Annotated in this window: 20 protein-coding genes and 2 pseudogenes; 8 read left to right on the top strand and 14 right to left on the bottom strand. The window is 37.9% G+C overall.

The genetic code is table 11. The annotated features are described in order from the left end of the window. The first annotated feature begins 74 nt into the window (after positions 1-74). On the top strand, positions 75-512 hold the full coding sequence (locus VB694_RS09320; protein WP_323360031.1) for a peroxiredoxin: 438 nt from the start codon (positions 75-77) through the stop codon (positions 510-512). A 108-nt stretch (positions 513-620) separates the two neighbouring features. Here the strand turns inward: VB694_RS09320 and VB694_RS09315 are convergent, their stop codons facing one another. From VB694_RS09315 to VB694_RS09305, 3 genes are all read right to left on the bottom strand, one after another. Further along, positions 621-1,001 (bottom strand): hypothetical protein, encoded by a 381-nt coding sequence (locus tag VB694_RS09315; RefSeq protein ID WP_323360030.1) that lies wholly within the window; start codon positions 999-1,001, stop codon positions 621-623. A gap of 43 nt (positions 1,002-1,044) precedes the next feature. Then, positions 1,045-1,920, bottom strand: coding sequence for an ABC transporter permease (locus VB694_RS09310; RefSeq protein WP_323360029.1), 876 nt, complete (start codon positions 1,918-1,920; stop codon positions 1,045-1,047). A 154-nt stretch (positions 1,921-2,074) separates the two neighbouring features. Beyond that, entirely contained in the window at positions 2,075-2,731 is a 657-nt protein-coding gene (locus VB694_RS09305; protein WP_323360028.1) for a transposase, read from the bottom strand. Positions 2,732-2,748: 17 nt separating this feature from the next. On the opposite strand from VB694_RS09305, the gene VB694_RS09300 reads away from it, so the two are divergent. Beyond that, positions 2,749-2,883 carry a hypothetical protein gene (locus VB694_RS09300; RefSeq protein WP_323360027.1) on the top strand — a complete coding sequence of 45 codons (135 nt, stop codon included), beginning with the start codon at positions 2,749-2,751 and terminating at the stop codon, positions 2,881-2,883. A gap of 26 nt (positions 2,884-2,909) precedes the next feature. Here VB694_RS09300 and VB694_RS09295 read toward each other — a convergent pair whose 3' ends face one another. The 6 genes from VB694_RS09295 to VB694_RS09270 all read right to left on the bottom strand — a co-directional run bounded on the left by VB694_RS09295 (position 2,910) and on the right by VB694_RS09270 (position 8,784). Then, complete coding sequence (locus VB694_RS09295; RefSeq protein ID WP_323360026.1) at positions 2,910-3,158, bottom strand: hypothetical protein; 249 nt, start codon at positions 3,156-3,158, stop codon at positions 2,910-2,912. A 293-nt stretch (positions 3,159-3,451) separates the two neighbouring features. Continuing rightward, positions 3,452-4,882 (bottom strand): hypothetical protein, encoded by a 1,431-nt coding sequence (locus VB694_RS09290; RefSeq protein ID WP_323360025.1) that lies wholly within the window; start codon positions 4,880-4,882, stop codon positions 3,452-3,454. A 92-nt stretch (positions 4,883-4,974) separates the two neighbouring features. Further along, a complete protein-coding gene (locus tag VB694_RS09285; RefSeq protein ID WP_323360024.1) occupies positions 4,975-5,880 on the bottom strand; it encodes a serine protease in 906 nt (301 codons plus the stop codon). A gap of 287 nt (positions 5,881-6,167) precedes the next feature. Further along, positions 6,168-7,103: a serine protease gene (locus VB694_RS09280; RefSeq protein WP_323360023.1), complete on the bottom strand. Its 936-nt coding sequence runs from the start codon at positions 7,101-7,103 to the stop codon at positions 6,168-6,170. A 24-nt stretch (positions 7,104-7,127) separates the two neighbouring features. After that, positions 7,128-7,718, bottom strand: a complete 591-nt coding sequence (locus tag VB694_RS09275) for a COP23 domain-containing protein (protein ID WP_323360022.1) — start codon at positions 7,716-7,718, stop codon at positions 7,128-7,130. A 373-nt stretch (positions 7,719-8,091) separates the two neighbouring features. Further along, positions 8,092-8,784, bottom strand: coding sequence for a rhomboid family intramembrane serine protease (locus VB694_RS09270; protein ID WP_323360021.1), 693 nt, complete (start codon positions 8,782-8,784; stop codon positions 8,092-8,094). 139 nt (positions 8,785-8,923) lie between these two features. Between VB694_RS09270 and VB694_RS09265 the strand changes: the two genes are divergently transcribed. Then, the gene (locus tag VB694_RS09265; RefSeq protein ID WP_323360020.1) at positions 8,924-11,029 is read left to right on the top strand and encodes a tetratricopeptide repeat protein; all 2,106 of its coding nucleotides are present in this window, start codon (positions 8,924-8,926) and stop codon (positions 11,027-11,029) included. Positions 11,030-11,055: 26 nt separating this feature from the next. Here the strand turns inward: VB694_RS09265 and VB694_RS09260 are convergent, their stop codons facing one another. Beyond that, entirely contained in the window at positions 11,056-12,843 is a 1,788-nt protein-coding gene (locus tag VB694_RS09260; protein WP_323360019.1) for a protein kinase domain-containing protein, read from the bottom strand. 672 nt (positions 12,844-13,515) lie between these two features. Next, complete coding sequence (locus tag VB694_RS09255) at positions 13,516-15,036, bottom strand: GTP-binding protein (RefSeq protein WP_323360018.1); 1,521 nt, start codon at positions 15,034-15,036, stop codon at positions 13,516-13,518. Between the two features lie 652 nt (positions 15,037-15,688). On the opposite strand from VB694_RS09255, the gene VB694_RS09250 reads away from it, so the two are divergent. Then, positions 15,689-16,186 (top strand): DUF937 domain-containing protein, encoded by a 498-nt coding sequence (locus VB694_RS09250; protein WP_323360017.1) that lies wholly within the window; start codon positions 15,689-15,691, stop codon positions 16,184-16,186. Positions 16,187-16,318: 132 nt separating this feature from the next. On the opposite strand, the gene VB694_RS09245 is transcribed toward VB694_RS09250, so the two are convergent. Next, the gene (locus VB694_RS09245) at positions 16,319-17,374 is read right to left on the bottom strand and encodes a hypothetical protein (protein ID WP_323360016.1); all 1,056 of its coding nucleotides are present in this window, start codon (positions 17,372-17,374) and stop codon (positions 16,319-16,321) included. Between the two features lie 399 nt (positions 17,375-17,773). Here VB694_RS09245 and VB694_RS09240 point away from each other — a divergent pair, with 399 nt between their 5' ends. Next, the gene (locus VB694_RS09240; RefSeq protein WP_323360015.1) at positions 17,774-18,874 is read left to right on the top strand and encodes a saccharopine dehydrogenase family protein; all 1,101 of its coding nucleotides are present in this window, start codon (positions 17,774-17,776) and stop codon (positions 18,872-18,874) included. 183 nt (positions 18,875-19,057) lie between these two features. After that, on the top strand, positions 19,058-20,422 hold the full coding sequence (locus VB694_RS09235) for a cytochrome P450 (RefSeq protein WP_323360014.1): 1,365 nt from the start codon (positions 19,058-19,060) through the stop codon (positions 20,420-20,422). 55 nt (positions 20,423-20,477) lie between these two features. On the opposite strand, the pseudogene VB694_RS25300 reads toward VB694_RS09235, so the two are convergent. Further along, positions 20,478-20,678 (bottom strand): annotated as a pseudogene (locus VB694_RS25300) (VapC toxin family PIN domain ribonuclease); the annotation flags it as partial. 1 nt (position 20,679) lies between these two features. Here VB694_RS25300 and VB694_RS09230 point away from each other — a divergent pair. Together VB694_RS09230 and VB694_RS09225 are read left to right on the top strand one after the other, a co-directional pair. Next, positions 20,680-20,961: pseudogene (locus VB694_RS09230) on the top strand (IS4 family transposase); the annotation flags it as partial. Positions 20,962-21,058: 97 nt separating this feature from the next. Continuing rightward, positions 21,059-21,595 carry a retropepsin-like aspartic protease gene (locus VB694_RS09225; protein WP_323360013.1) on the top strand — a complete coding sequence of 179 codons (537 nt, stop codon included), beginning with the start codon at positions 21,059-21,061 and terminating at the stop codon, positions 21,593-21,595. 74 nt (positions 21,596-21,669) lie between these two features. Here VB694_RS09225 and VB694_RS09220 read toward each other — a convergent pair whose 3' ends face one another. After that, positions 21,670-22,356, bottom strand: coding sequence for a PHP domain-containing protein (locus tag VB694_RS09220; RefSeq protein ID WP_323360012.1), 687 nt, complete (start codon positions 22,354-22,356; stop codon positions 21,670-21,672). Between the last annotated feature and the right edge of the window lie 14 nt (positions 22,357-22,370).

Below are 22,370 nucleotides of genomic sequence, written 5' to 3'. Positions count from 1 at the left end.
TTTTCTTCCCTGTTTATTGTAAAGTATTGTAAAATCTTAAGAGCATCAACAGTTTTAAACAGGAAAAGTTAATTATGCCACTAGCAGTTGGTACGGATGCACCTGCATTTACCAGTAAGGATACAAACGGCAACACAGTTTCATTATCTGATTTTGCTGGTAAAACCGTAGTTCTTTATTTTTACCCCAAAGATGATACTCCTGGTTGTACCAAACAAGCTTGCAGTTTCCGGGATGCCCAACCTGAATATAAAGGTAAAAATGTTGTGGTTTTGGGAGTAAGTGCTGATAATGAAGCTGCCCATCAAGCATTTACAGCGAAATATAATCTAAATTTTCCCCTACTGGCTGATACCAATCAAACTCTGATTAAAGCTTACGATGTTGATGGCGGTGGTTATGCCAAGCGCGTTACCTATGTAATCGACCCCAACGGTAAAATCGTTCATGTTGATAGTGCTGTGAGTACAGCTACCCATGCTAGTGATGTTTTAAATGCACTTGGCCTGTAACTTGTTAAATCATAGAAGTCAGGAAACAGTAAACTGATAACTGATAATAACCTCAACCCCGAACCCGATCAGGATTAGGAGTTGAGGTTTTTAATGTTCATTATTTATTCATTTGTCTGAAGAAGGTAGTAGCATCAACGGTAGTGTATTTTCACCCGATGTAGTTGGTGAATTTGAGGTTGGCTGTTGCTGAGTTTGTAATAGTTTTTGTTGTCTGGCTTTAAACGCTGTTGCTGCGTCATCCAATTGTTGATTTTGTTGTTCAGGATTCCAGTTGAGAGTTCCGAAATTTGCCCGATGAATTACGTCCAGCATATTAAAATCGGGGCTATTACCAGAGAATGAATTGGTGTTTTTATCACTTTCTAAACTACTAAAGGGTTGATTAGGATCAGCTAAACTAGGTTGTGCTAATAGCAAGGAAGCAAAGCTAATTCCCGCCAAAGTAGCAGCTAAGATTTTGTGAACTGGTAAAAATGGACTGTTCATGAGATTTCCCCTCACATATTAATAACTTGATTATGCTGAAATCTTAAGCAAGAGTTTTGCGTAATTGGGGTTGAATGCTGAGTAAAGCTACCACAGCAAATCCCAATAACACCAATAATGCTCCTCCAAAGGTAACATCACCCCAAAAAGCGTGCATGACTATATCATTTAATCCCCAATTACTGTGTAGATACAAATAGCGAATCGGTTCAATTGCATAGCTGAGGGGATTGAGGGTAGCAATAACCTGCAACCAACCAGGCATAAAGGATAAAGGTGCTAAAGCTGTGCTGGCAAAAAGTAAAGGTAGGTTAGTAACAAAAATTACCGCAATTAATTCAATGTGTCCTGGTAAAGCAAAAGCCAAACCCAGGGAAATAGCGGTGACACCTAAAGCCAGAAGAAAGACGATGAGAGTAATGGCACTTAAACCAGCCGCATCAGGTAAACCCGCACCCAAAAATGCTGCTGCACCAACAATTACCGCTGCTTGTAGTAAACTTTGGCTGATGATAAAGATAGCAGAAGCAAAAACAATTGAGAAGCGAGAAGCTAAAGGTGCAACCAGCAACCGATTCAAAAAGCCAAATTCTCTGTCAAACATTACAGGTAAACCGGCATTTAATGCCCCTGCAAAGGCAGTAAATACTATTACACCTGCGGCTAGAAATTGACCGTAATTTGTCGTACTGCCAAATAAACCTTTGGGGGCATTTTGGAATAATGCACCAAACAATACCAACCACATCACAGGTTGAATAATTCCTGCTGCTAGGCTAGAAGGACGGCGTTGTAGCTGGATAAATAGACGACGGGTTAAAGCTAGGGTTTCTTGGACTATTTCACCAAAGAAGTTAGGTGTAGTTTCAGAAACTACGTTAGATGAGGTTAGTTGCTGCCAATTGATATCTGTCTTCATAGAGATTTTGTCATTTAGTTATACAGAGTGATAAAATTAACTAGTAAATAACTAGTAAAAATTATAAATATTTCTACAATTTTAATTAGCAAATAATATTTATAATTCTTCATATTACATTATAGCAATTCATTTGATTGGTGATAGGCGATCGCTAATTAAGATTGGTAGGATTTTCCTCATCTTCTGCCCAATTTATCGGATTGTTGACAATGTACTGACGAATATTATTTAATGCTTCCTCGCTACGAATAATATGTTCATGATAATTACGTTGCCAAATAACATTTCCCTTAGCTTTATTGATTCGATTAATTTGACGTGTAGAAACAGATTTATAATTTTGAATTATTGATGCCAAAGATTGTGGTGTCGTCCCATTAATTTTAACCCTTTTAATTGTAGGGGTTGTAGGGGCGAAGCATTGGCTCGATAAATTTTGTTTTTGTTGAAAATCTTGATTTGCCAATGCTTCGCCCTCCACTTCAGAAAACGATTGTGAAAAATCTTGATTTGCCAATGCTTCGCCCTCCATCTCAAAATTCTTAATGATAAGAATCCCATGTAAATGATTGGGCATGATTACAAATTCATCTAATTCTACATTTTGAAAATGTCGAGGAATAGATAACCAAGAACCCCTTGCTATTTCACCATTTGTATTTAATTTCATTTCACCATCTACAATTTCACCAAATAAACAATTACGTTGATGGGTGCAAATGGTGACAAAATATGCTCCTTGTTGAGAATAGTCGTATCCTTTTAATCGCATAGAACGGCGGTGGTGAATGTCGGGATTATAGGGCATGAATTAAATTCCTTTTTATGGCGTTAGAGCAATTAACCGATGTTATGGGGAAGGGTGAAGCATTCGCCAATATAGGTTATCTGTTTGTTCCCTATTTTTCTGGTGCGAATGCTTCACCCCTACAGGATAATGTGGTGCGATCGCTTGATTGAAATTAGGCCAAATGGCGATCGCTCAATCAATACCATTTTAATTGTGCCATTTGTAGGGGCAAAGCATTGGCTGGAAAATCCTTGTTGATTTCGATAATAGCAAATTGCCAATGCTTTGCCCTCTTGTGTTGAACTTGTGGGACAGGGTGAAGCATTCGCCAATACAGGTTATCTGTTTGTTGCCTATTTTTCTTGTACGAATGCTTCACCCCTACGGGATCATATAATGTGGTGCGATCGCTTGATGGAAAATCGGGTAAATAGCGATCGCTCAATCAATACCATTTTATTGTGCCATTTGTAGGGGCAAAGCATTGGCTGGAAAATCCTTGTTGATTTCGATAATAGCAAATTGCCAATGCTTTGCCCTCTTGTGTTGAACTCGTGGGACAGGGTGAAGCATTCGCCAATACAGGTTATCTTTTTGTTCCATATTTTGCTTGTACGAATGCTTCACCCCTACGGGATCATGTGATGCGATCGCTTGATTGAAAATCGGACAAATGGCGATCGCTATAAGTTTTAATTGACTGAAGAAAACTCCTGACCAAATATTTATTTGAAATAATTAGTAAGGGTAGCCACATATAGGAACCCACTGACCATATAAACAACCACCACACTCCCCTGGGGGTGGTAAATATTCCGCAGGGCATTTATCTCCAGTTCTGATTCCTGGAGGCGGACCAGAACTTGTTGAAGGTTTAGGTTGAGGTTTGCTCTGGTTTCTGTTATTTATTGTTCTAGTTTCAGTGCTAACATTACTAGCATTAGCAGGTGTTTGAAAAAGAAAACTCAGGGCAGTACCTAGAGCAAATACAGCAGCAGCTAAAAAATTTATACTTCGCATCCCTATTTCTCGTCCTTGTTGTGGAGACTGCTCGGCATTACTAATGTCTGACCCTATTCTTTCCAAGGCGGAATTTTCGTTCTTCTTTGGGTTCTGATTATTACCTTGGCGATTTCTTCCTTGTCCTCCAAAATTATTATTTGCTCCACTACTAGCAGAAACTCCTGATTGATTTGATGATCGAAAATTATCTGTGTCGAATAATTTTTGTGCATCATTTTGTACATCATATATATCAGTAGAATCAAGTCGAAAATTATTTTTCATAATATCCGTAAAAGAAGAACCTATACTTTTTTGAACCCATCTTACTAGAGAAGCCATTTTATATTCATTGTGCGGCAATATTTTCATGGGTGTTATTTTAGATAATCTTGGATTAAAAAACAAATCTTTTTTATAAGATTTTTGTTGAGATTTAATCCCTTTCTGCAACAATTTTCTTAAAATAAAATACATTTTTTTTGCTGTGGCTTTTTCTACAATTTCTCCTACTATTATCTTGTGGTTTGTAGTTTCTGCAATTTCAATACTGAAGTTTTGATAATCTGCGGCTAATCCATATTCTTTTAAAATGTGGTTCTGATTATCAATCATCAAGTTTTGAATATTGCATTTACCCTTACATAGAAAGGTTGTATATTCCTCACCTGAGTGTTTAATTTGTACAAAATCTACATAAAAGGGTTCAACTCTAGATGTAGAGGCATACGCAGTATACAGCCATGTACCAACAAAGGGGTAATTGCTTGAATTATTCTGAGTTGAGTAGTTAGAGTTAAAATCATCAAAATCAGGACGACGTAGAGGTTGATTAGGACCAGGATCTTGCGGAAAAGATGGTACTTGTAGATTTCTTACAGGTGGCGAATTTATTGGCTGATCATCATCAAATTCCCTTGAACGCTGCACCAACACATCCCCCAAACCATCAAACATCATCCTTTCCACAGCCGGGGGAGTTGCTGCAACTACTCGATCAGATGATCGCCCTAAATCTACTGTACACATAGCCGAATTAAAACTGAAAACCGTACACATAGCAGATGCGATCGCTCTATTCAACCATGTACCTGGAGACAAAAAAGCAGCAATTAAAACAACCACAAAACTAGCGATTCCCAAAGCCAAAATACGAATCCGACGCATAATTTACCTCAGAATAGTTAATATTTATTCACACGAATAAAGAATTAAGAAAGGCAATTACACCCAAACAAAAAATGTAATTGCCCTACAAATTAAAATGGAAAACGAGGAAGAATTCGAGGAATATTTTGTTCAATCAAATTCTTAATTATCCCAGCCGCAAATTCCTGTTCCCAGCTTTTCACTTCAGCCTTTGTTGGTTGAGTTGCTTCCACATTTGCAACTTCAGAATTATCTTCCTTGAAAGCAACCTTGACCCCAGTTTGAGAAATTAGTTCTTTGAAAGTATTAATAGGAATTGCTGCATTAAAACCAGTTTTTATTTCTGTTTGTCCACCAGCAGCAGACTCATTTTTCACCACACCGTCGCGATCGCCTTGACCGTGAATTCCTATCACACGACCACTCACATCAAACACTGGACCACCACTCATACCTCTTCGAGTCAAAGCACCATAACGCATGGTATAACCTTGAGGTTTGCTATCAGGACGACTTGTAATTTGTCCATTTGTAAACTCATATTCCCGTTCATTACTGTCTTCAATTGACATCGGATAACCAGAAATATAAACACCTGTACCAATTCCTGCTTCATCAGAATTGCTAATTGGTGCAACAGGATATTCCTCTGCACTTTCAAATTTAACAATTGCTAAATCTGGACTATTTTCAGTTTTCTGCAAACTCTGCACTGAGGTAACAGCATGAGTTTTCTTTTTGCTGGTATAAATATTGTATTCTTGGGCTTGACTGGCAACTACATGATTAGCAGTTAACACCGTATAAGTATTACCATTTTTGGCAATTATGACTCCAGAACCACCAGCATTTGTACCTGCGGAACTGTCAATTCTCACAGTTGTTGGTACAGCAATTTGAGCCACTTCTTTTGCAGTTTTGGCAGATGCCGGTTGACTAATTACGATTGCTGCGATTACTGCTGTACCTGTTAACAAACCAGGAAGAGAATTTAAACGAGAAAAACTAAAACTCATAAACAACTCCTTTTAAGTGAAAACTACATTTTATACAAACCGCCGTAGGGGAGAAGCATTCGGGCGATAACCTGTGGCTGAAACCATTAATTTTCTGTCCGAATGCTTCGCCCGATTCCGATAAAGCGATAACCTGTAGCTGAAACCATTAATTTTCTGTCCGAATGCTTCGCCCGATTCCGATAAAGCGATAACCTGTGGCTGAAACCATTGATTTTCTGTCCGAATGCTTCGCCCTTACTAAATCTATTGGGAAAACCATTGATTTTTTATCCGAATGCTTCGCCTTACTCCGATAAAGTAGACCTAACTTCCCCTACTGCTTTTTCCGGTAATATCACGGGAGAAACTGTACTTTCCTGTTTCCGCAGGAGAGGAATGGGAGGATTTAACTGCACATTATTTCCCCTCGTCTCTTGTAATAAAACTGGTTGCTGATATCGGGGAAAGTTCTGAAATTGCAAATAGCTACTAATGGGAATTCCCCAACTAGAATTAACTATTTTGGCTAGTAATTCCGGTGATGGTTCTGTACCATCTTCAAAGGCATAAACCCCAAAATCTGGATCACGGTTTTTCACTCTGCCATTAATGCCAATTAGCAAACCACTGGCATTAAAAATCGGACCACCACTCATACCTACCGCAATATTATTGGTGTAACCTAAGCGATAACCCTGAGCGAGAGATTTCGGTGGTAGCACTGACACCTCACCACTGGTAAATCTAAATCCCCTGATGCCTTGGTCAAAAGTTGTGGCTAAACTCTGTTCCTGATACATGGGAAAACCAGCCGCAAATACAGGTTCTCCTATTAATACAGGTTGATTACTGATACTTGCCACTTGATAGTCAGAATTGCTACGAAACTGAGTAATAGCTAAATCAGTATTACCCAGTTGTTTGAGTTGGCGCGATACGGGAGTATAACGCCGACCATCTGGTGTGATAATTGTATGCTGGTCACTGAAAGCGACAACGTGCCAGCTAGTCAGAACTGTATAAATTTGTCCTTGACGCTGGACAATTACACCAGAACCAGAAGCATTAGGGGTGAGGATTCGCACAGTGGTTTGTTGTGCCAATTTTTGCATATTCCCCGTCTCAGTTTGGGCTGTTACGTAGGTGGGGACTGTTTGGGCGATCGCATTGCACCTATCAAAAAAAGATAATGGAGCGATCGCTAAACTACTTATCAGTCCGAGTCCTAGCCAATTAGCCACTTTATGCCACCCACAGGGGGTCATTTAATTGAATTCTCCACTACGTCCTTCACTGGGTTGGGATGGTGTCGGCTGAACGTTGGTAGGTGTGGTAGGTTGTGTAATGCTTTCTGTGTCTTCTCCTAACCTTCCACTTACATCTATATAAGGTGCTGCACCACTTTCACTTAGCGATCTTATACCAGCTTGTCCCTCACGCCATGCCAGGAGATTAGTCAGTGTTTTTACTGCATCTTGACCGCGTTTGAGGGTAAATATCAAACCTTCACAACGTCCATTAACTTGACTAGCTGTGCAAACCACATTTTGTCCATTCATTCTCCCGACGGTAATGAGCTTAAGCTGTTTGTTTCGTCGATAGGTTTCTAATCTGCCACTGACTTCTTGACAGCGGGTTAGAGGATCGTAACCAGAATAGTTGAAATGATTTGAAGTCCACTTAATCCAAGGCTCACTAATGCCTTGAGAATTTTGGTATACTGTCACGGGTACACCAGTTGAGCGATCGCAATAAAAACCTTGTGCTTGTGCATAGCTGGGTTGATGCAAAGCAACAGTAGTACCTAATGCGATCGCTACACCTAACCCAACCTTGGTCAATGATTCCAATTTCATGGTGATGCTACACTCCGTAAATCTAAATTAATAAACTTTCTTACTTATTATTCCCAAAGTATTATCAAAAGTTGCAGAGATCAATCTTGTTTAGACAATTCTCAGCAAAAATTCATATTGCAGCTTAAATTCATAAAAACTAGGAGTTACAACTTGACAATAAACGTCAAATATGTATATTTGAAATACCATACAGGACTCATATTTGAATTTTGAAAAAATCTAAGTATTTGTAGGGTGCGTCAGATATAACAAATCTGTTTATTGATAGAATTTATGGTAGTCTGACGCACCCTACGTATCGTTTCATAAATCAAATATTATCCCTATATCTTTCGTAGGGGTTTAGCAATGCTATCAGGAGAATTAAGAATTACCTTTTCACCATTCGCATCAAAGCCGCACCTGTAACTAATGCGGCAAATTGTCCCCAATAACCAAGATTAGTTACACCACCAGGAATATTTAAACTACCAATTCCATAAAATAACTGTTGAATAAACCACCAAAATAAATAGAAAAATGCGGGTATTTCTATAGGAATAAAAATAATAATTAAAGGTAAAATCGAATCTATTTTAACTTTAGGAAACTTCATCATATAAGCACCTAAAATAGAAGCGATCGCTCCATTAGCGCCAATCACAGGTATGCTTAACTTAGGGTACATAAAAATTTGGATCATTCCCGAAAAAACCCCAGCAACTAAGTAAAGCAATAAATATCTTTGTTGTCCCAAATTTCTTTCTACAGTCTTACCAAAAACCCATAAGAATAGTAGATTACCCAAAATTTGACTAAAACTACTATGTACAAATAGCGAAAGTGGTAGGGCAAATAACCGCCAAAATACAACTATCCAAGCCGCTGAATTATAAAAAATTGCATTTGTTATTGCTGTATTAGTTTGTTCAGGAATTATTCCCCAATTATTGACAAAGTTACCTAATTGACCACTTGTATCTAATTTAAGTTCCCAACAAAATATAGCAATGTTAATGCCAATCAACCAATAAGTAATAATTGGTTTTTTCCAACTATAAAAATTATCACTAATAGGAATCATGATAAATGGTAATGGGTAATTGGTAATTGGTAATTGGTAATGGGTTTGTTAAAACAGAAAACTGTCACCAGTCACCAGTCGCCAACCTCCTGTGGCAAGATTGTAATGAAGTAATATTACACTCAACTTAGCAACCGAGATGATAGGAAACACACTTGTGGGAAGATACCAGATTATCAGTCACCTGGGAGGAGGGGGATTTGGGGAGACTTACGTCGCTTCTGATACTCATTTACCTGGTTCGCCTCAGTGTGTTGTCAAGAAACTCAAGCCTCAGTCTAGTAATGTTGCCACCTTGGAAATAGCTAGACGACTATTTGATACCGAAGCGCAGGTTTTATATAAGTTAGGGAATCATGATCGCATTCCCCAACTTTTAGCATACTTTGAAGAAGATGCCGAATTTTATCTTGTCCAAGAATTCATTCCCAGTCATGACCTTTCCCAAGAGTTATCACCAGGAAAAACCCTCAGTCAAGAAGAGGTAATTTCTCTGTTAGCAGAAATTCTGGAAATTTTAGATTTTGTGCATCAACAAAAAGTAATTCACCGTGATGTTAACCCGCGAAACATCCTCAGACGAGAACAAGATAGCAAGCTAATTTTAATTGATTTTGGGGCAGTTAAAGAAATCACTACCCAAATGATTACTCCCACAGGTCAAACTCAAGCAACTGTTGCTATTGGTACACCTGGTTATATTCCTGGAGAACAAGCGCAAGGAACACCAAAATTAAGCAGTGATGTCTATGCTTTGGGAATTATTGCTATTCAAGCAATTACTGGGTTATCACCTCATCAATTAGACAAAGATGTTGATACTAATGAAATTATTTGGCGTAATCATACCACAGTCACGCCAGAATTTGCTGAGTTTTTAGATAAAATGGTTTGTTATGATTTTCGTCAGCGTTATGCTTCAGCAGATGTAGCATTAAAAGCACTGCAAGAGTTAATTAAACCGCCCTCTGGAACGATTGTTTTTAGTCCTACTGCTCCTATTAATCATAGCAAACCTCAATTATTTAAAAAAGCTGTATTTATCAAATTAGCATTAGGAATATTTTTGTTAGGGGTGGGAGGAACAGCATCAATATTTACTTTTAACAAAATCAATACTAATAATGCAGCCGAATTATATAAACAAGGAAATACCCTTTTACAATTACATCGCTATGAAGATGCACTTGCAGTTTATCAAAAAGCAGTGAATATCAAACCGAATTATATTCAAGGATGGTATGGTCAAGGTAAAGCATTTTTTGAATTAAAAAAATATCAAGAAGCATTAACAGCTTATGATAAAGCCATTCAAATTCAGCCGGATTATTTAGAAGCTTGGATTGGTAGAGGTTTTGCTTTAGCTAGTTTACGGCGAGATTCAGAAGCAATTTCTGCTTTTGATAAAGCCTTACAAATAAAAGATGATTATCCATCTGTTTGGAATGCTAAAGGCGATGCGTTCAGAAATTTAAAACAATTCGATAATGCTATTAAGTCCTATGACCAAGCAATTGAATTACAACCAGAAAATCATGAATCTTGGTATAAGAAAGGTTTTTCCTTCCAAAATATCAAACAATATGATGATGCAATTGCAGCTTATACAAAAGCAGTAGAATTAAAACCAGACTACACCTCAGCTTTATATAATTTGGGGAATTCTCTAGTAAATTTAAACCGCTATGAAGATGCTTTAAAAGCTTATGATAAAGTAGTGCAGTATCAGTCTAATCATTATCAATCTTTGTTTTCTAGAGGTAATATCTTGGTGACATTACGACGATATCCAGAAGCGGTGGATGCTTTTAGACAAGTTATTAAATATAATTCTAATAATTATCAAGCTTGGTATAGTTTAGGATGGTCACTACATCAAAGTCAACGTTATGCAGAAGCAATAGATGCTTATAATAAAGCTGTTTCTTTTAAAGGGAATGACTATCAGGCATGGTATAATTTAGGCAATTCACAATATAATTTACAAAAATATGAGGACGCTTTTGCATCTTATAATAAGGCAGTTCGTTACAAAAAAAACCACTATGAAAGTTGGTATAGTAGAGGAAATGCTTTATTAAATTTGCAACGATATCAAGAAGCTATATCATCTTATGAGCAAGCTATTAAATATAAACCCGATTACCAACAAGCAATAGAAGCCCGCAAGCAGGCAGAAAATCAAATAAGACCGGAAAAATCTCGCCCTGTTATTGTCCCAATTATGCGAATGCCAAATTCTTGAATGGTATTACTTTTTGAAAGCACTGACTAAGTGTTAATATTGACCTCTTGTGGGTAATCTGGTGACAGAAAATATGCACTTTTAGTAGCTGAGTCTATCTGACTCAATCTAGTAGATAACTTGTTGACAAAAGAAACTTTTTTAAGTCCCACCATTTCTTGCAGCTTCTTGCGAATCTGCTGTTTTTCCTTGTACTCCTTTAATTTGATTTGAGCTTGAGGATAAACATCCGTACCTTTGGAAATTTTTTCTAGAAATTTCACTGCACCTGCAAAGTCATTTATTAAGGCTTTCTTGTAAGCCAAATGTAAAAAATAACCTGCTCTAACTTGCCGTTTTTGATTGTATTCAGCCAATTTTTGGGCAACTACAGTACCCGCAGAACTTTCTGGAGGAATTTGGCGTAGATATTCTAAAGCAGTTGAAAAATCTTTGTTGGCGGCGCTGGTGTAGGCTTGGTTTAATAAGCTGCTGGTTTTTTCATCTAGGTTAGTTTGGGTTTTTTCAATTAGTTGTTCTCTTTTAGAATGCCAATATGAAGTGTAGGGAATTTGCGGAATAGCACGCATAGCATCTGATAAATTTCCCTCATCTAAAGCTTTTTCAGCTACTAAATAATTTTCTGTATCAACGTGCCATTGATTTTGCCATTCTGTAATTGTATTTTGAGCCTCTGGATAGACATTGCTATAGGAGGGAATTGATTTAGCTAAAGTAATGGCTTTTTCTAAATTCCCGGCTTGATATTCGGTGATTGCTTGAGATAAAGTTTCTGTTTCCGAATGTTTTTCAGAACTACTAGCTAAAGAATATACTCCCAACCCAACTACCAAAGAATTAACTGCTATTCCCCATCGCATTCCTGCTAATAATGGGTCTAGTTTTGTTTTTTGATCTTCAGCAGTTTTTTTGGCATAAATAGGGAGCTTTTTGGTGACAATTGCTGCGGCTCGATGTTTCCAGGTGATGTGTTTGAATACCCACAGTGCTTCGCTGGCCGACTGAAATCGTTCTTGGTAATTATAGCGAATCATTTGGCTGATAAAAACAGCTAGATATTCGTCAATTTTGGTATCTTCACAATTCCAAGGAATGTCATTATTAGCAGGGTCTATTTTTAATTGCAGTGCTGTTAATCCTGTTAAACCTTGGAGTGCAATCATTCCCAAAGCATAAAGGTCACTATTGGGTTGTGTTTGACCCAGAAATTGTTCTGGTGGGATATAACCCAAGGAAGTAACGGGAATCTGAGAAATGGGCAATTCTGTATCAGAGCTAAAGTCAATTGGCTGAATTGAGCCAAAATCAATTAGCACTAATTTACCATCACTATAACGTCTGATGAGGTTTTCTGGTTTGATATCACAGTGGATAAAACCTTGAGAATGAACAAATTCGAGAATGCCTAAAGCATCTTCGAGAAATGTCATTGCTTCGGTTGTACTCCACTTGCATTTCCTCTGTTTATTTGTCTTGAATTCTACAGATAATGGCTGTCCAGCAATATATTCCTGCACTAAGTAAAACCGTTCATTTTCTTCAAAGCAGGTGATAAGTTGAGGAATTTGGTTATGTTTTCCTAAATGTTTCAGGGTTTCGGTTTCAGTCAGAAAACGCAGTCTCAAATAGTCAAAGTAGGAATTAGATTGATAGTCGTTGACTTTTAGCTGTTTGACAACATATCTGGGTCTTTCTGGGTAATCAACATCTTTGGTGTCTTCAGCAATATATGTCTGTCCAAATACACCCGCACCAAGGCTTTGAATAATTTGATAACGCTCTTGCAACAATTTATTGACGCTTTGCTCGCTCATAAGTTCCTTACTGAGAAAGTTATTACATAAGTTGTTACCTATCCTTTCTGAATTTCCTTGCCCTTTCCGGAATACTGAGAAATAATTCTTTGTAGCTTTAGATGAGGGTGACTTTAACAAACCCCTGCTTTTGAATCTCTAGCACCGTTTGATAACAGCGAATAATAACGAAATATTAGGCTTTTTAGGATTTTGTAATTTCATGGCAAAGTTGAGCGAGTGGTTAAAAAAAATACTTTAAGCCCACGCTGATTAATTCAATATTTAAAGTAGCTTCTTAGGTAGTATAACTACATGACTTGTTTTTTTTTGTACAAAATGTTATGGTGCTGAGAGGGCAGGGTAAGAGACCCAGAGATTTAGATTAGATAGGTATTGTGAAAAAATGAACCTGTTTGGATTTACTAGAGTGTTAGCGATGGCTTACCGTATCCCTGATGGAACAGTAGGCATAGATATGGACATTTACACACTGTTTTAATTAGATACATCAATATCTCCATCAATTTGGGAATTTTGATTGATGAATTATTATTGATTTCATCAATAAATTTAAAGGTTTGAAATTATGACGGCTTATACCTCTGGTTATATCTCTGGGATGTTTTTGGGAATTGAGGAGATGTCAAGATGAAACCCAGGGAAAAATATGATCTTGCTTTTGTCTTGTGCCTATTCCCTGTCTGTTAATGGTTTGACAACTTTAGCGATCGCTTCTTGGATAAATACTTTGATAAACTCGTCTCGGCGGTTGATCTGAAATTGCTGCTGCACTACTTCCGTCATTCCCCCATCACCCCAATCTTGATCATGGCGAAAATATTCAATAAAGCTTTTGCCGGCAATGCGCGTTAAATAAGCTGCTGTCACGCCTTGAATAGCCCGACCAATAATAAAAGTACCAACATTAAGCTGTAAAGCCGTCGAGAGTAATTCAATTGCACCCTTGACAATACCTAAGCCAGCAATGGTTTTTCCCAAGGATAGGGCTAATTCTCGCCCCCGTTCCATATTCAAATCACAACCATAAACCCTGCCAATTTCTACCACCATTTGGGCGTTAACTGCGGCTGTGGCCAGCAGGTCTACAACTGGTAAAGGGGTTACAGATACCACACCAGCCCCAATCCATTGATAACGGTCAACAATTTTATCAGCTTGACGACGACGTTGGGAATCAATTAATTTTCGGGCTTCTTCTCCTAAGCGGAGAGATTGTAAGAGAATATTATCTGCCACTAAATCCTCCCCTTCAGCCCGTAAAACAGAAGCCATGCGGCGCAAAAGAGGGACAATATCTGCTTCTGGCTGGAAAGTTTCGCCTGTTTCTAATTGTGCAGGTTGGGGATTTGCGGCGATCGCCACTACATCATTACTAGCAATAAAATCCCGCACCCGTTGACGCAATTTAGATAAAATAGCTTCCTGATTGTCATCTGTATATAAATCAGTTTTATTCAGGACTAAGAGCGATCGCTTGCCTATTTCCGCTAAACCCTTTAGCGGCTCATATTCAGAACGCCTTAAATCATTATCAACTACAAATAACAATAAATCTGCTTCCGTCGCCAAAGCCCTGGCTAATTGTTCCCGTTCTGTTCCTGCTACCCCCGCTTCTAAAATTCCTGGCGTATCAGTAATTAGAATTTTCCGTTCCAATCCCTTTAAGCGTAAACAATAGGTTTCCCCGACTTGAGTTGTACCCATCGGTGCATTAACTTCACCCACTATCCGCCCCATAATGGCATTAACTAGGGAAGTTTTACCAGCACTCCCCGTCCCAAATACCACTACTTGAATTTCCCCCCGTGCTAAATTCGTTTCAATTTCCCTAGTGCGACTCAATAAAGCTTGACGGGTAACTTCATCTTGAATTTGCGCTACCTGTTGACGCACAGCTTGAAGAGTGCTAGAAGCTGCATCAGATTTAGCCGCAGGAATTTCACTAGGAGTAACTCGTCTGCGATGACGGCGCGATTTTTCCTCACCAGATTTTAGAACCAATACATAATAGATAAAGGCCGCAACTAATCCCCCCAAAAGTAAAATCAGCAGCAACAGTAGCAGATTACCCAATAAAGGAGAATAGGATAACTGCCAATAAAGCCGAGTCAGGGAATCAATCAGCCATAGGGCTAACCCTAAAATGATAATCAGACCAGCAATGAGTGTGACTATGCGAGACAGAGGCATGAATAATAAAAATGAGAGGATATTCAAAGAATGCAGAATTTAGAATTACGTTTTGCAACGGGGATTTTACCCCGACGCAAAATCCGCTGCTTGTAGAAGCAGGGGACTTTAACCCCCAGAGGTAAATTAAATGGGCAGATGCTTCTGATTTTAATAGCGGTTATGAGTCACTTACACCAGAACCCATAAAAATCTCTCTCATAGTAGCCGACAGGTAGGTTAGAGATTAAAAGGATGTTTTAAAATTATTCGGCGAATACAACAGAACAGAAAGCCGCTAATCCGTAGCTTGCTTTTCAAAGAAAACGCTACTACACAAACTAAGTCCACATATTCCTTACAAACATTCAGGAATTACGCAACTGGTACATTAATAGGATGCGTCAGACTGCATAAATCCTGTAAATAAACAGATTGTTAATATCTGACGCACCCTACAACAGATTTTTGGTGTGACACTTGCGTAAGTCCTAACATCCTCTAAAGATAGGGGTAAAATTATTTGTAATTGTGGCTTAACTCAAGGTACAGAATTTCCCATTTATCTACCAATTAATCCAAGCTGATAGTGATTTTTTAGTTGATGTTTTGTATTAGTAATAAGTAAACTTATTCTATATAATAAAATTAAAATACATGGAGAATTAACTGAATGGGACTTTTTGATCAAATGCTTGGTGCTGTTGGTAATTCTAATGAACAAGGTGGTTTGGCTAAACTGGTAAATATTGCCAACACAGTCCAACAAATAAGTAATAGCACTGGCGCAGATACCTCAACTATGCAATCTATTTTATCGGTAGTGGGTAAACAAGTACATTCATCTTTGCAGGAAAAGCAAGCTAGTGAGGGAACTGAAGCAGTACAAGATTTGGTGAATCAATTTGCAGGAACTTCTCCAGATTCTCAAGCCGTTGACTCCCTATTTTCCTCTGTTATTCAACAACAAGTAGCAGAAAAAGCAGCCCAACGCACAGGTTTAGATGCGACACTAATTCAACAATTATTACCTACTTTAGTACCTTTAGTTCTTAATTTCTTGCAATCTGGCGGAAATCCATTGCTGAATAAATTCCTAGATGCTGACGGTGATGGAGATGTTGATATGGCTGATGCTATTAAATTAGCGAGTCGCTTTTTAGGCAGGTAAGAAATCAGTTATCAGTTTTAGCTTTCTGCTTTACAGGTTTGGTTAGCAACCGTTAAAGATTAAAGATTTATATTTGGATAGGGGTTTGTTTCTCAAACATCACCCCTTTATTCCCACCGCAAAAATCCAGAGTTAACTAAACTCCATCGTCTCCACAAACTCCAGAATATTCTGTTTAATGTCCTCAGCTTCTTCCAAAATAGAACCAGGAATGTCATCGTTAAAAAATGTACGCTGACTGCTAACTATATACAAAAATTCCCCATTTATAAAGGCTAATATTCCTCGATAAGCATCTAATCTGATGGCATTTCCGTTATTTTCTTGCTTAGAAATTGTTGAACCTTTAGGCATATCAACTAATACATAGTAATATCCTTTTAAGGAATCTTGAAGATATTCTGTATACTTGATTTCTGCACCTTGGACATTAGCAAAAATGGCTTGGGGTAGATATTTTTCAATTAAAATTGAATGAAGATATGTTTCCTGCCCTTGAGATTCTATTGTTTCTGAATATTCGGTTGGGAGCGGATAATAATCAATTCTGAGTAATGTACCGACATCATCTGAAAAGCCGACTATTCCTTCTTGACTTTGAATTTTCCCTCCTTGTTCTGTGGTAACTGGAAGGGGAACGATAAAATTACCCAAGGGTGATTGATATACCTGTTGACCAAATTCATCTAATATTATTGTTTCATATTCTGTTTCTGCATATTCTTCTTGTTGTTCTGTTTCTTCAATTGCAGCTATGACTTCTTTGATAATTTCTTCGGCTTCTATATCTTCTAATTCTAGTGCCTGTTGTAGTTGTTTGATGTAAGGCTGTTTTTGTGTGGGGATAGTCAGGGTTTCGTCGTCTAAAAGCATAATTACCCCAGCCGCAAAACCATCTAATACTATCTCATCGGCAAGACTAGCGTTAGCAGTATTAAATAATGCCCCTAGTCCTTCATCTTCGGCGATCGCTGCCAGTCGATCAACTATTTCTAACATTTCCTCCTGTGAGTATTCGTCAAAAACCTCAAATTCCCAGAGAATATCGGCTAAACTTTCTGCATCTAAGTCCTCCATGGAAGTATCCACTACTGCGGTAATTATGGCTATAGCGGCTACCGCTTCTTCTGGACTCAGTGATTCTTCTGAAGTTTTTTGGGACTTAAATACTGGATCATACTTGGTCATAATTGCTATCTCCGTCAATGCCTTTTTAGTAATAACCGCTATTTCAACGTAATAATTGTTAGTTTAGCAAGATCAGGAACTTTGTCTAGATGTTATTTAGTAATTTAGTAATCTATGTTACTAGCAAAGGGGACAATTTGAATTTGAGCGATATCGCAGGACAGCAGTGGATGAGGAAAAAATGATCATAAATGTTGGTTTAACCAGGCAAAATAGTAGTGTGGGACGAATTGCTATCTCCATCATCTCACCCTAGCATCACCAAATATAAGGAAAATCCTGCCATTAAAATTTAAATATACAAAAACTCGTCTAGTATCGAGTTTAATCATACTTACAACCGATGACAAAGGGGACAAAATCTGGTGAAATAAAGATAATGTTGTCCAAACCGTAGTCATGACATACCGTGTATTGATTTTAGGTGGACGGGGACGCATTGGTAGCGCAGTTGCTAATGATATTCTCAGCCACACACAAGCAAATATTACCATCACTGGACGTTCCCCAGGGACTAATTTAGCTGTAGATGAGAGAGTGCGGTTTTTGCAGCTGGATTTAACCGAAGTAGAAAAATTAAAAGATGCGATCGCTCAATTTGACTTAGTTATCCACTGTGCAGGTCCATTTCACCATCGAGATACACAAGTTTTAGAAATCTGCATTAATCAAGGTGTAAATTATCTTGATGTCAGTGATCACCGTTCTTACACCCAAAAGGCACTAAACTTACATGAAAAAGCTGTTAATGCTGGAGTAAATGCTATTATCAATACAGGGATTTTTCCCGGTATTTCTAATAGCTTAGTTCGTCAAGGAATTGAGCAATTTGATATACCAGAAAAAATACATTTAAGTTATTTAGTATCTGGTTCTGGTGGTGCTGGTGTTACAGTCATGCGAACAACTTTTTTAGGTTTACAATATACATTTGCAGCTTGGATAAATGGTAAATGGTGTTTAATTCAACCCTATTCTGATCGAGAAACTATTAATTTTCCCCATCCATATCAACGTAGTGGAGTTTACTGGTTTGATATGCCAGAAACTTTCACCCTTCCCGCTTATTTCCCAACAGTGAAAACTGTAATTACTAAATTTGGCTCAGTTCCCGATTTTTATAACCATCTAACCTGGATAACTGCCCATATTTTCCCAAAATGGTTAATGCAGAGAAATGAGACAATTGAATTTTTATCTCATATCAGTCATCGCATGACCGATTTTACAAATAAATTCACTGGAATTGGGGTAGCAGTCCGGGCAGAAGTGACAGGACAAAAAGATGGTAAAACAGTAGTTTATGTCTCCACTTTATTACATGAAAATACTGCTGTAGCTGCTGGGATTGGCACTGGTAGTATCGCTAAATTATTACTAGAAAGTAAACTTAAACATCCCGGAGTTTCACCTGTAGAAGCAGCATTAACTACAGAGTTATTTACACAAATTATTAGAGAAAGAAAAATTGAGATTAATTCTCATTGGGTAGAAACTTAAATTTGTTAACCTAGTAAAGGTAAGAATTCAGGCAAGGCGATAAGATCCCCGACTTCTTTTATTTATTGTGTCCACAAATTATAAATTGATGTCAGAAGTCGGGGATCTGGGTATGAACAAGTGCTATAAGTGCTATAGCTGAATACTTACTAGTAAAGAATACCAATAATCAGAGGAATAGTGATGAATTTACCTGGTGAATCCCAAAGTCCAAGATTAATGCAGCGTCTACAATGGGTTTTCAATCCTTTGCAACTCATGGAAATATCTGCAAAAACTCACGGAGAATTTTTTACACTCCGATTGACAGTGGAAAATCCCTTAGTTTTTATTAGTAACCCCCAAGCAATTCAGGAGATTTTTACCACTCCAGCAGACTATTTTGATGCAGGAAGGGGAAATAAACTGCTGAAACCTTTAGTGGGTGAAAATTCTTTACTTTTAATAGATGGTGAAACTCACCAACGTCAACGTAAATTATTAACACCTCCATTTCATGGAGAAAGAATGAAAGCATACTCTCAAATTATCACTAATATCACTAATCAAGTAATTAGTAATTTGCATATTGGTGAACCTTTTGCAGTCAGAGATGCAATGCAAGAAATTTCTTTAAAAGTGATTTTACAGGCTGTATTTGGTTTGTCAGAAGGAGAACGTTTGATAAAATTACAAGAACTCCTGCGTTCATTACTAGAATTATCTGGTTCACCCTTACGTTCCGCTGTCACCTTTTTTCCTGCATTGCAAGTAGATTTAGGTGCTTGGAGTCCTTGGGGAAAATTCTTGCGTCAAAGAGAGGAAATTCATCAACTTCTTTACACCGAAATTCAAGAACGCAAAAATAATTTTGACTCATCTCGCAGTGATATTCTTTCGTTAATGATGTCCGCACGAGATGAAAATGGGGAAGCGATGACAGATATAGAATTGCGTGATGAGTTAATGACGTTATTATTTGCAGGTCATGAAACTACAGCTTCAGCTTTAACATGGGCATTCTATTGGATTCATCATTTACCAAACGTCAGGGAAAAGTTACTAACTGAGTTAAATAGTATTGATGAAAATACAGATTTAAATGAAGTTTCTCGCTTACCTTATCTGACTGCTGTTTGCCAGGAAACATTAAGAATTTATCCCATTGCCATGATTACTTTACCACGAATGGTGAAGACACCGACCAAAATTATGGGGCATGAATTTCCACCAGGTGCATTACTAGCACCTTGTATTTATTTAACTCATCGTCGTCCAGATTTATATCCAGAACCAGAAAAATTTCAGCCAGAACGCTTTTTAGAACGGCAATATTCACAATATGAATATCTACCTTTTGGCGGTGGAAATCGTCGTTGCATTGGTATGGCTTTTGCCATGTTTGAAATGAAGTTAGTTTTAGCTAATGTATTATCAAAATTAGATTTAGCGTTGGTTAATAATATGACTGTGAAACCTTTACGTCGGGGTGTAACTTTAGCCCCTTCTGGAGGTAAATGGTTGGTGACAACTGCTAAACGGGAAAGAGTGAAAATATCCGCCATGTAGCTAGAAAATAGTTTCATTATGTTGGGTTGCATTTCTTAACCCAACCTACGACTTACTAATATATTGATTCAGGTTTCCAAGGATTAATAATAGAAATACCACATCCTTCAAAATCAGTAACATTGCGCGTTGCTATAGTTGCTTTATGAGTGTAACAAATAGCAGCAATTTGAGCATCAGGTTGAGAAATTGAAGTACCATTTTGTCATCGGACAGATGCAATATGAGCAAATGCTACAGCAGCATTTTGATTAAACATGATCATAAACTCATTTCCCAAGATTGTCAAAAATATCCTGGAAGGGCTAACCAAAAATGATTATCCTGTTTTGAACAGCCGTCTTTTTGTTGAGTGTTGGTTGGCTTATGCTCTGGATAATAGCTTAACGAATATGCGGGATTTATTTAAACGATTAAATAATACAGGATTTGATGTAGATATTTCCACATTTTCCAAAGCCAACACTCATCGAAGTCAAGAAGTATTCCAGAAAATTTATCATCAATTAAATCAATTAGTCCATGTTTTATCTCCCAATTTCCGAAAATATACGAGTTTCTGCTGTAGGTATAATCAATCTTTTCGATTATCCTAGCTATAGAGGGTTTTCGAGCAATTTCAGGGAAATACCAACCATGCACGCTATTAAAAATATCGGTATTGCAGCTATCTCAGGAATGATGTTTTTAACACTACCAACCGTAGCCAAAGCTAATGATCCCGGTGGTTGTTTTATGGTGACATCTTCAGGTAAAACTGTCAGTCTGGGACAACTCTGCGGAATGACACCACCACCATCAACTCCCAAAGTTTTTAAAGTACCTATTAAGCGTCGTATTGGTAAAACTCCAGTTATAGATGTGAATTTTAACGGCAGTCAAGCTTTTGAGATGGTTCTTGATACTGGTGCTAGTGGGATTTTGATTACTCAAGCAGCAGCAACAGCCCTGAAACTGCAACCTTCAGGAGTAATGAAAGCCAGTATTGCTGATGGTAGCATAGTAGAATTTAAAACTAGCAATGTCCTCACTATTTCTGTGGGTGGTGCTGTGCTAAATAATGCAAAAGTTGCGATCGCACCTAAAGCGAGGATTGGGTTGCTAGGCCATGATTTTTTTGAGAAATATGATATTAAAATCCTAGAAAAGCAAGTTGAATTTTATCCACGTTAACACATTGGAACTCTGTATAAAAATATTTACACCCTGGCCATTTAAACCAGGAGTATAAAAATTTAAATACAAAATTACAAACGTTGCAGTAAATTCAAACCGTGGGTATCTGTACCGCAGGTATTAAATAAACTATACTCTTCCGCTAACAGTTGCACTTCTTCTGATTCCACTGCACAGGGTTTCCAAGGGTTGGGATTTTTATAAGCATAGAAAGCCTCAACACCATCAATTCCATATTCCGCTGCTTTGGGAATTAAGTCAAAGTGCGATCGCTTGTAACGGACTGGGTGAGCAAGTACGGCCAGTCCCCCAGCGTCATGAATGGCTGCAATGACATTAGCTGCTTGATAGTCTCTACCTATAACTGCTTTTCTTTGCAGATAAGGTTTGATGCTGGAGTTTTCTATTTCAAAACCATAGGCCAAAATATGAACTTCTACATCCAACAAGTTGGCATTAATTTCTACACCACTCCATAGGTGAGGAATACTGCTATCAGGATTACTCCATCTCCAGTCTTCTAACCAAGCGTGTGCTGCTTGATAACCACTAATACTGTGATGATCAGTAATTGCCAGCCCTTTTAAACCAATAGCGATCGCCTGTTCCATGAGTATATTCGGCTGCAACTTCCCATCCGAGTATACGGTGTGCATATGAAAGTTGAAGGATCTAGGACAACTTTGGGCATCAATCTGTTGGAATACTTGTGTTAAAAGTTCTGTGGAAGCAGTAGTCCGGGCAAAATTTACAACCATAACCCCCTCTGAAC

The sequence above is a fragment of the Anabaena sp. UHCC 0451 genome (assembly GCF_034931405.1).
Taxonomy (GTDB): Bacteria; Cyanobacteriota; Cyanobacteriia; order Cyanobacteriales; family Nostocaceae; genus RDYJ01.
The sequence above is the reverse complement of the archived record's forward strand: the minus strand, read 5'-3'. Positions and strand labels throughout refer to the sequence as shown.

Coding starts and splice junctions, on each gene's coding strand:
- VB694_RS09265 (WP_323360020.1), top strand. CDS start 8,924: ATGATAGGAAACACACTTGTGGGAAGATACCAGATTATCAGTCACCTG.
- VB694_RS09285 (WP_323360024.1), bottom strand. CDS start 5,880: ATGAGTTTTAGTTTTTCTCGTTTAAATTCTCTTCCTGGTTTGTTAACA.
- VB694_RS09275 (WP_323360022.1), bottom strand. CDS start 7,718: ATGAAATTGGAATCATTGACCAAGGTTGGGTTAGGTGTAGCGATCGCA.
- VB694_RS09305 (WP_323360028.1), bottom strand. CDS start 2,731: ATGCCCTATAATCCCGACATTCACCACCGCCGTTCTATGCGATTAAAA.
- VB694_RS09290 (WP_323360025.1), bottom strand. CDS start 4,882: ATGCGTCGGATTCGTATTTTGGCTTTGGGAATCGCTAGTTTTGTGGTT.
- VB694_RS09240 (WP_323360015.1), top strand. CDS start 17,774: ATGACATACCGTGTATTGATTTTAGGTGGACGGGGACGCATTGGTAGC.
- VB694_RS09255 (WP_323360018.1), bottom strand. CDS start 15,036: ATGCCTCTGTCTCGCATAGTCACACTCATTGCTGGTCTGATTATCATT.
- VB694_RS09260 (WP_323360019.1), bottom strand. CDS start 12,843: ATGAGCGAGCAAAGCGTCAATAAATTGTTGCAAGAGCGTTATCAAATT.
- VB694_RS09245 (WP_323360016.1), bottom strand. CDS start 17,374: ATGACCAAGTATGATCCAGTATTTAAGTCCCAAAAAACTTCAGAAGAA.
- VB694_RS09315 (WP_323360030.1), bottom strand. CDS start 1,001: ATGAACAGTCCATTTTTACCAGTTCACAAAATCTTAGCTGCTACTTTG.
- VB694_RS09310 (WP_323360029.1), bottom strand. CDS start 1,920: ATGAAGACAGATATCAATTGGCAGCAACTAACCTCATCTAACGTAGTT.
- VB694_RS09225 (WP_323360013.1), top strand. CDS start 21,059: ATGCACGCTATTAAAAATATCGGTATTGCAGCTATCTCAGGAATGATG.
- VB694_RS09270 (WP_323360021.1), bottom strand. CDS start 8,784: ATGATTCCTATTAGTGATAATTTTTATAGTTGGAAAAAACCAATTATT.
- VB694_RS09235 (WP_323360014.1), top strand. CDS start 19,058: ATGAATTTACCTGGTGAATCCCAAAGTCCAAGATTAATGCAGCGTCTA.
- VB694_RS09320 (WP_323360031.1), top strand. CDS start 75: ATGCCACTAGCAGTTGGTACGGATGCACCTGCATTTACCAGTAAGGAT.
- VB694_RS09220 (WP_323360012.1), bottom strand. CDS start 22,356: ATGGTTGTAAATTTTGCCCGGACTACTGCTTCCACAGAACTTTTAACA.
- VB694_RS09250 (WP_323360017.1), top strand. CDS start 15,689: ATGGGACTTTTTGATCAAATGCTTGGTGCTGTTGGTAATTCTAATGAA.
- VB694_RS09300 (WP_323360027.1), top strand. CDS start 2,749: ATGGCGTTAGAGCAATTAACCGATGTTATGGGGAAGGGTGAAGCATTC.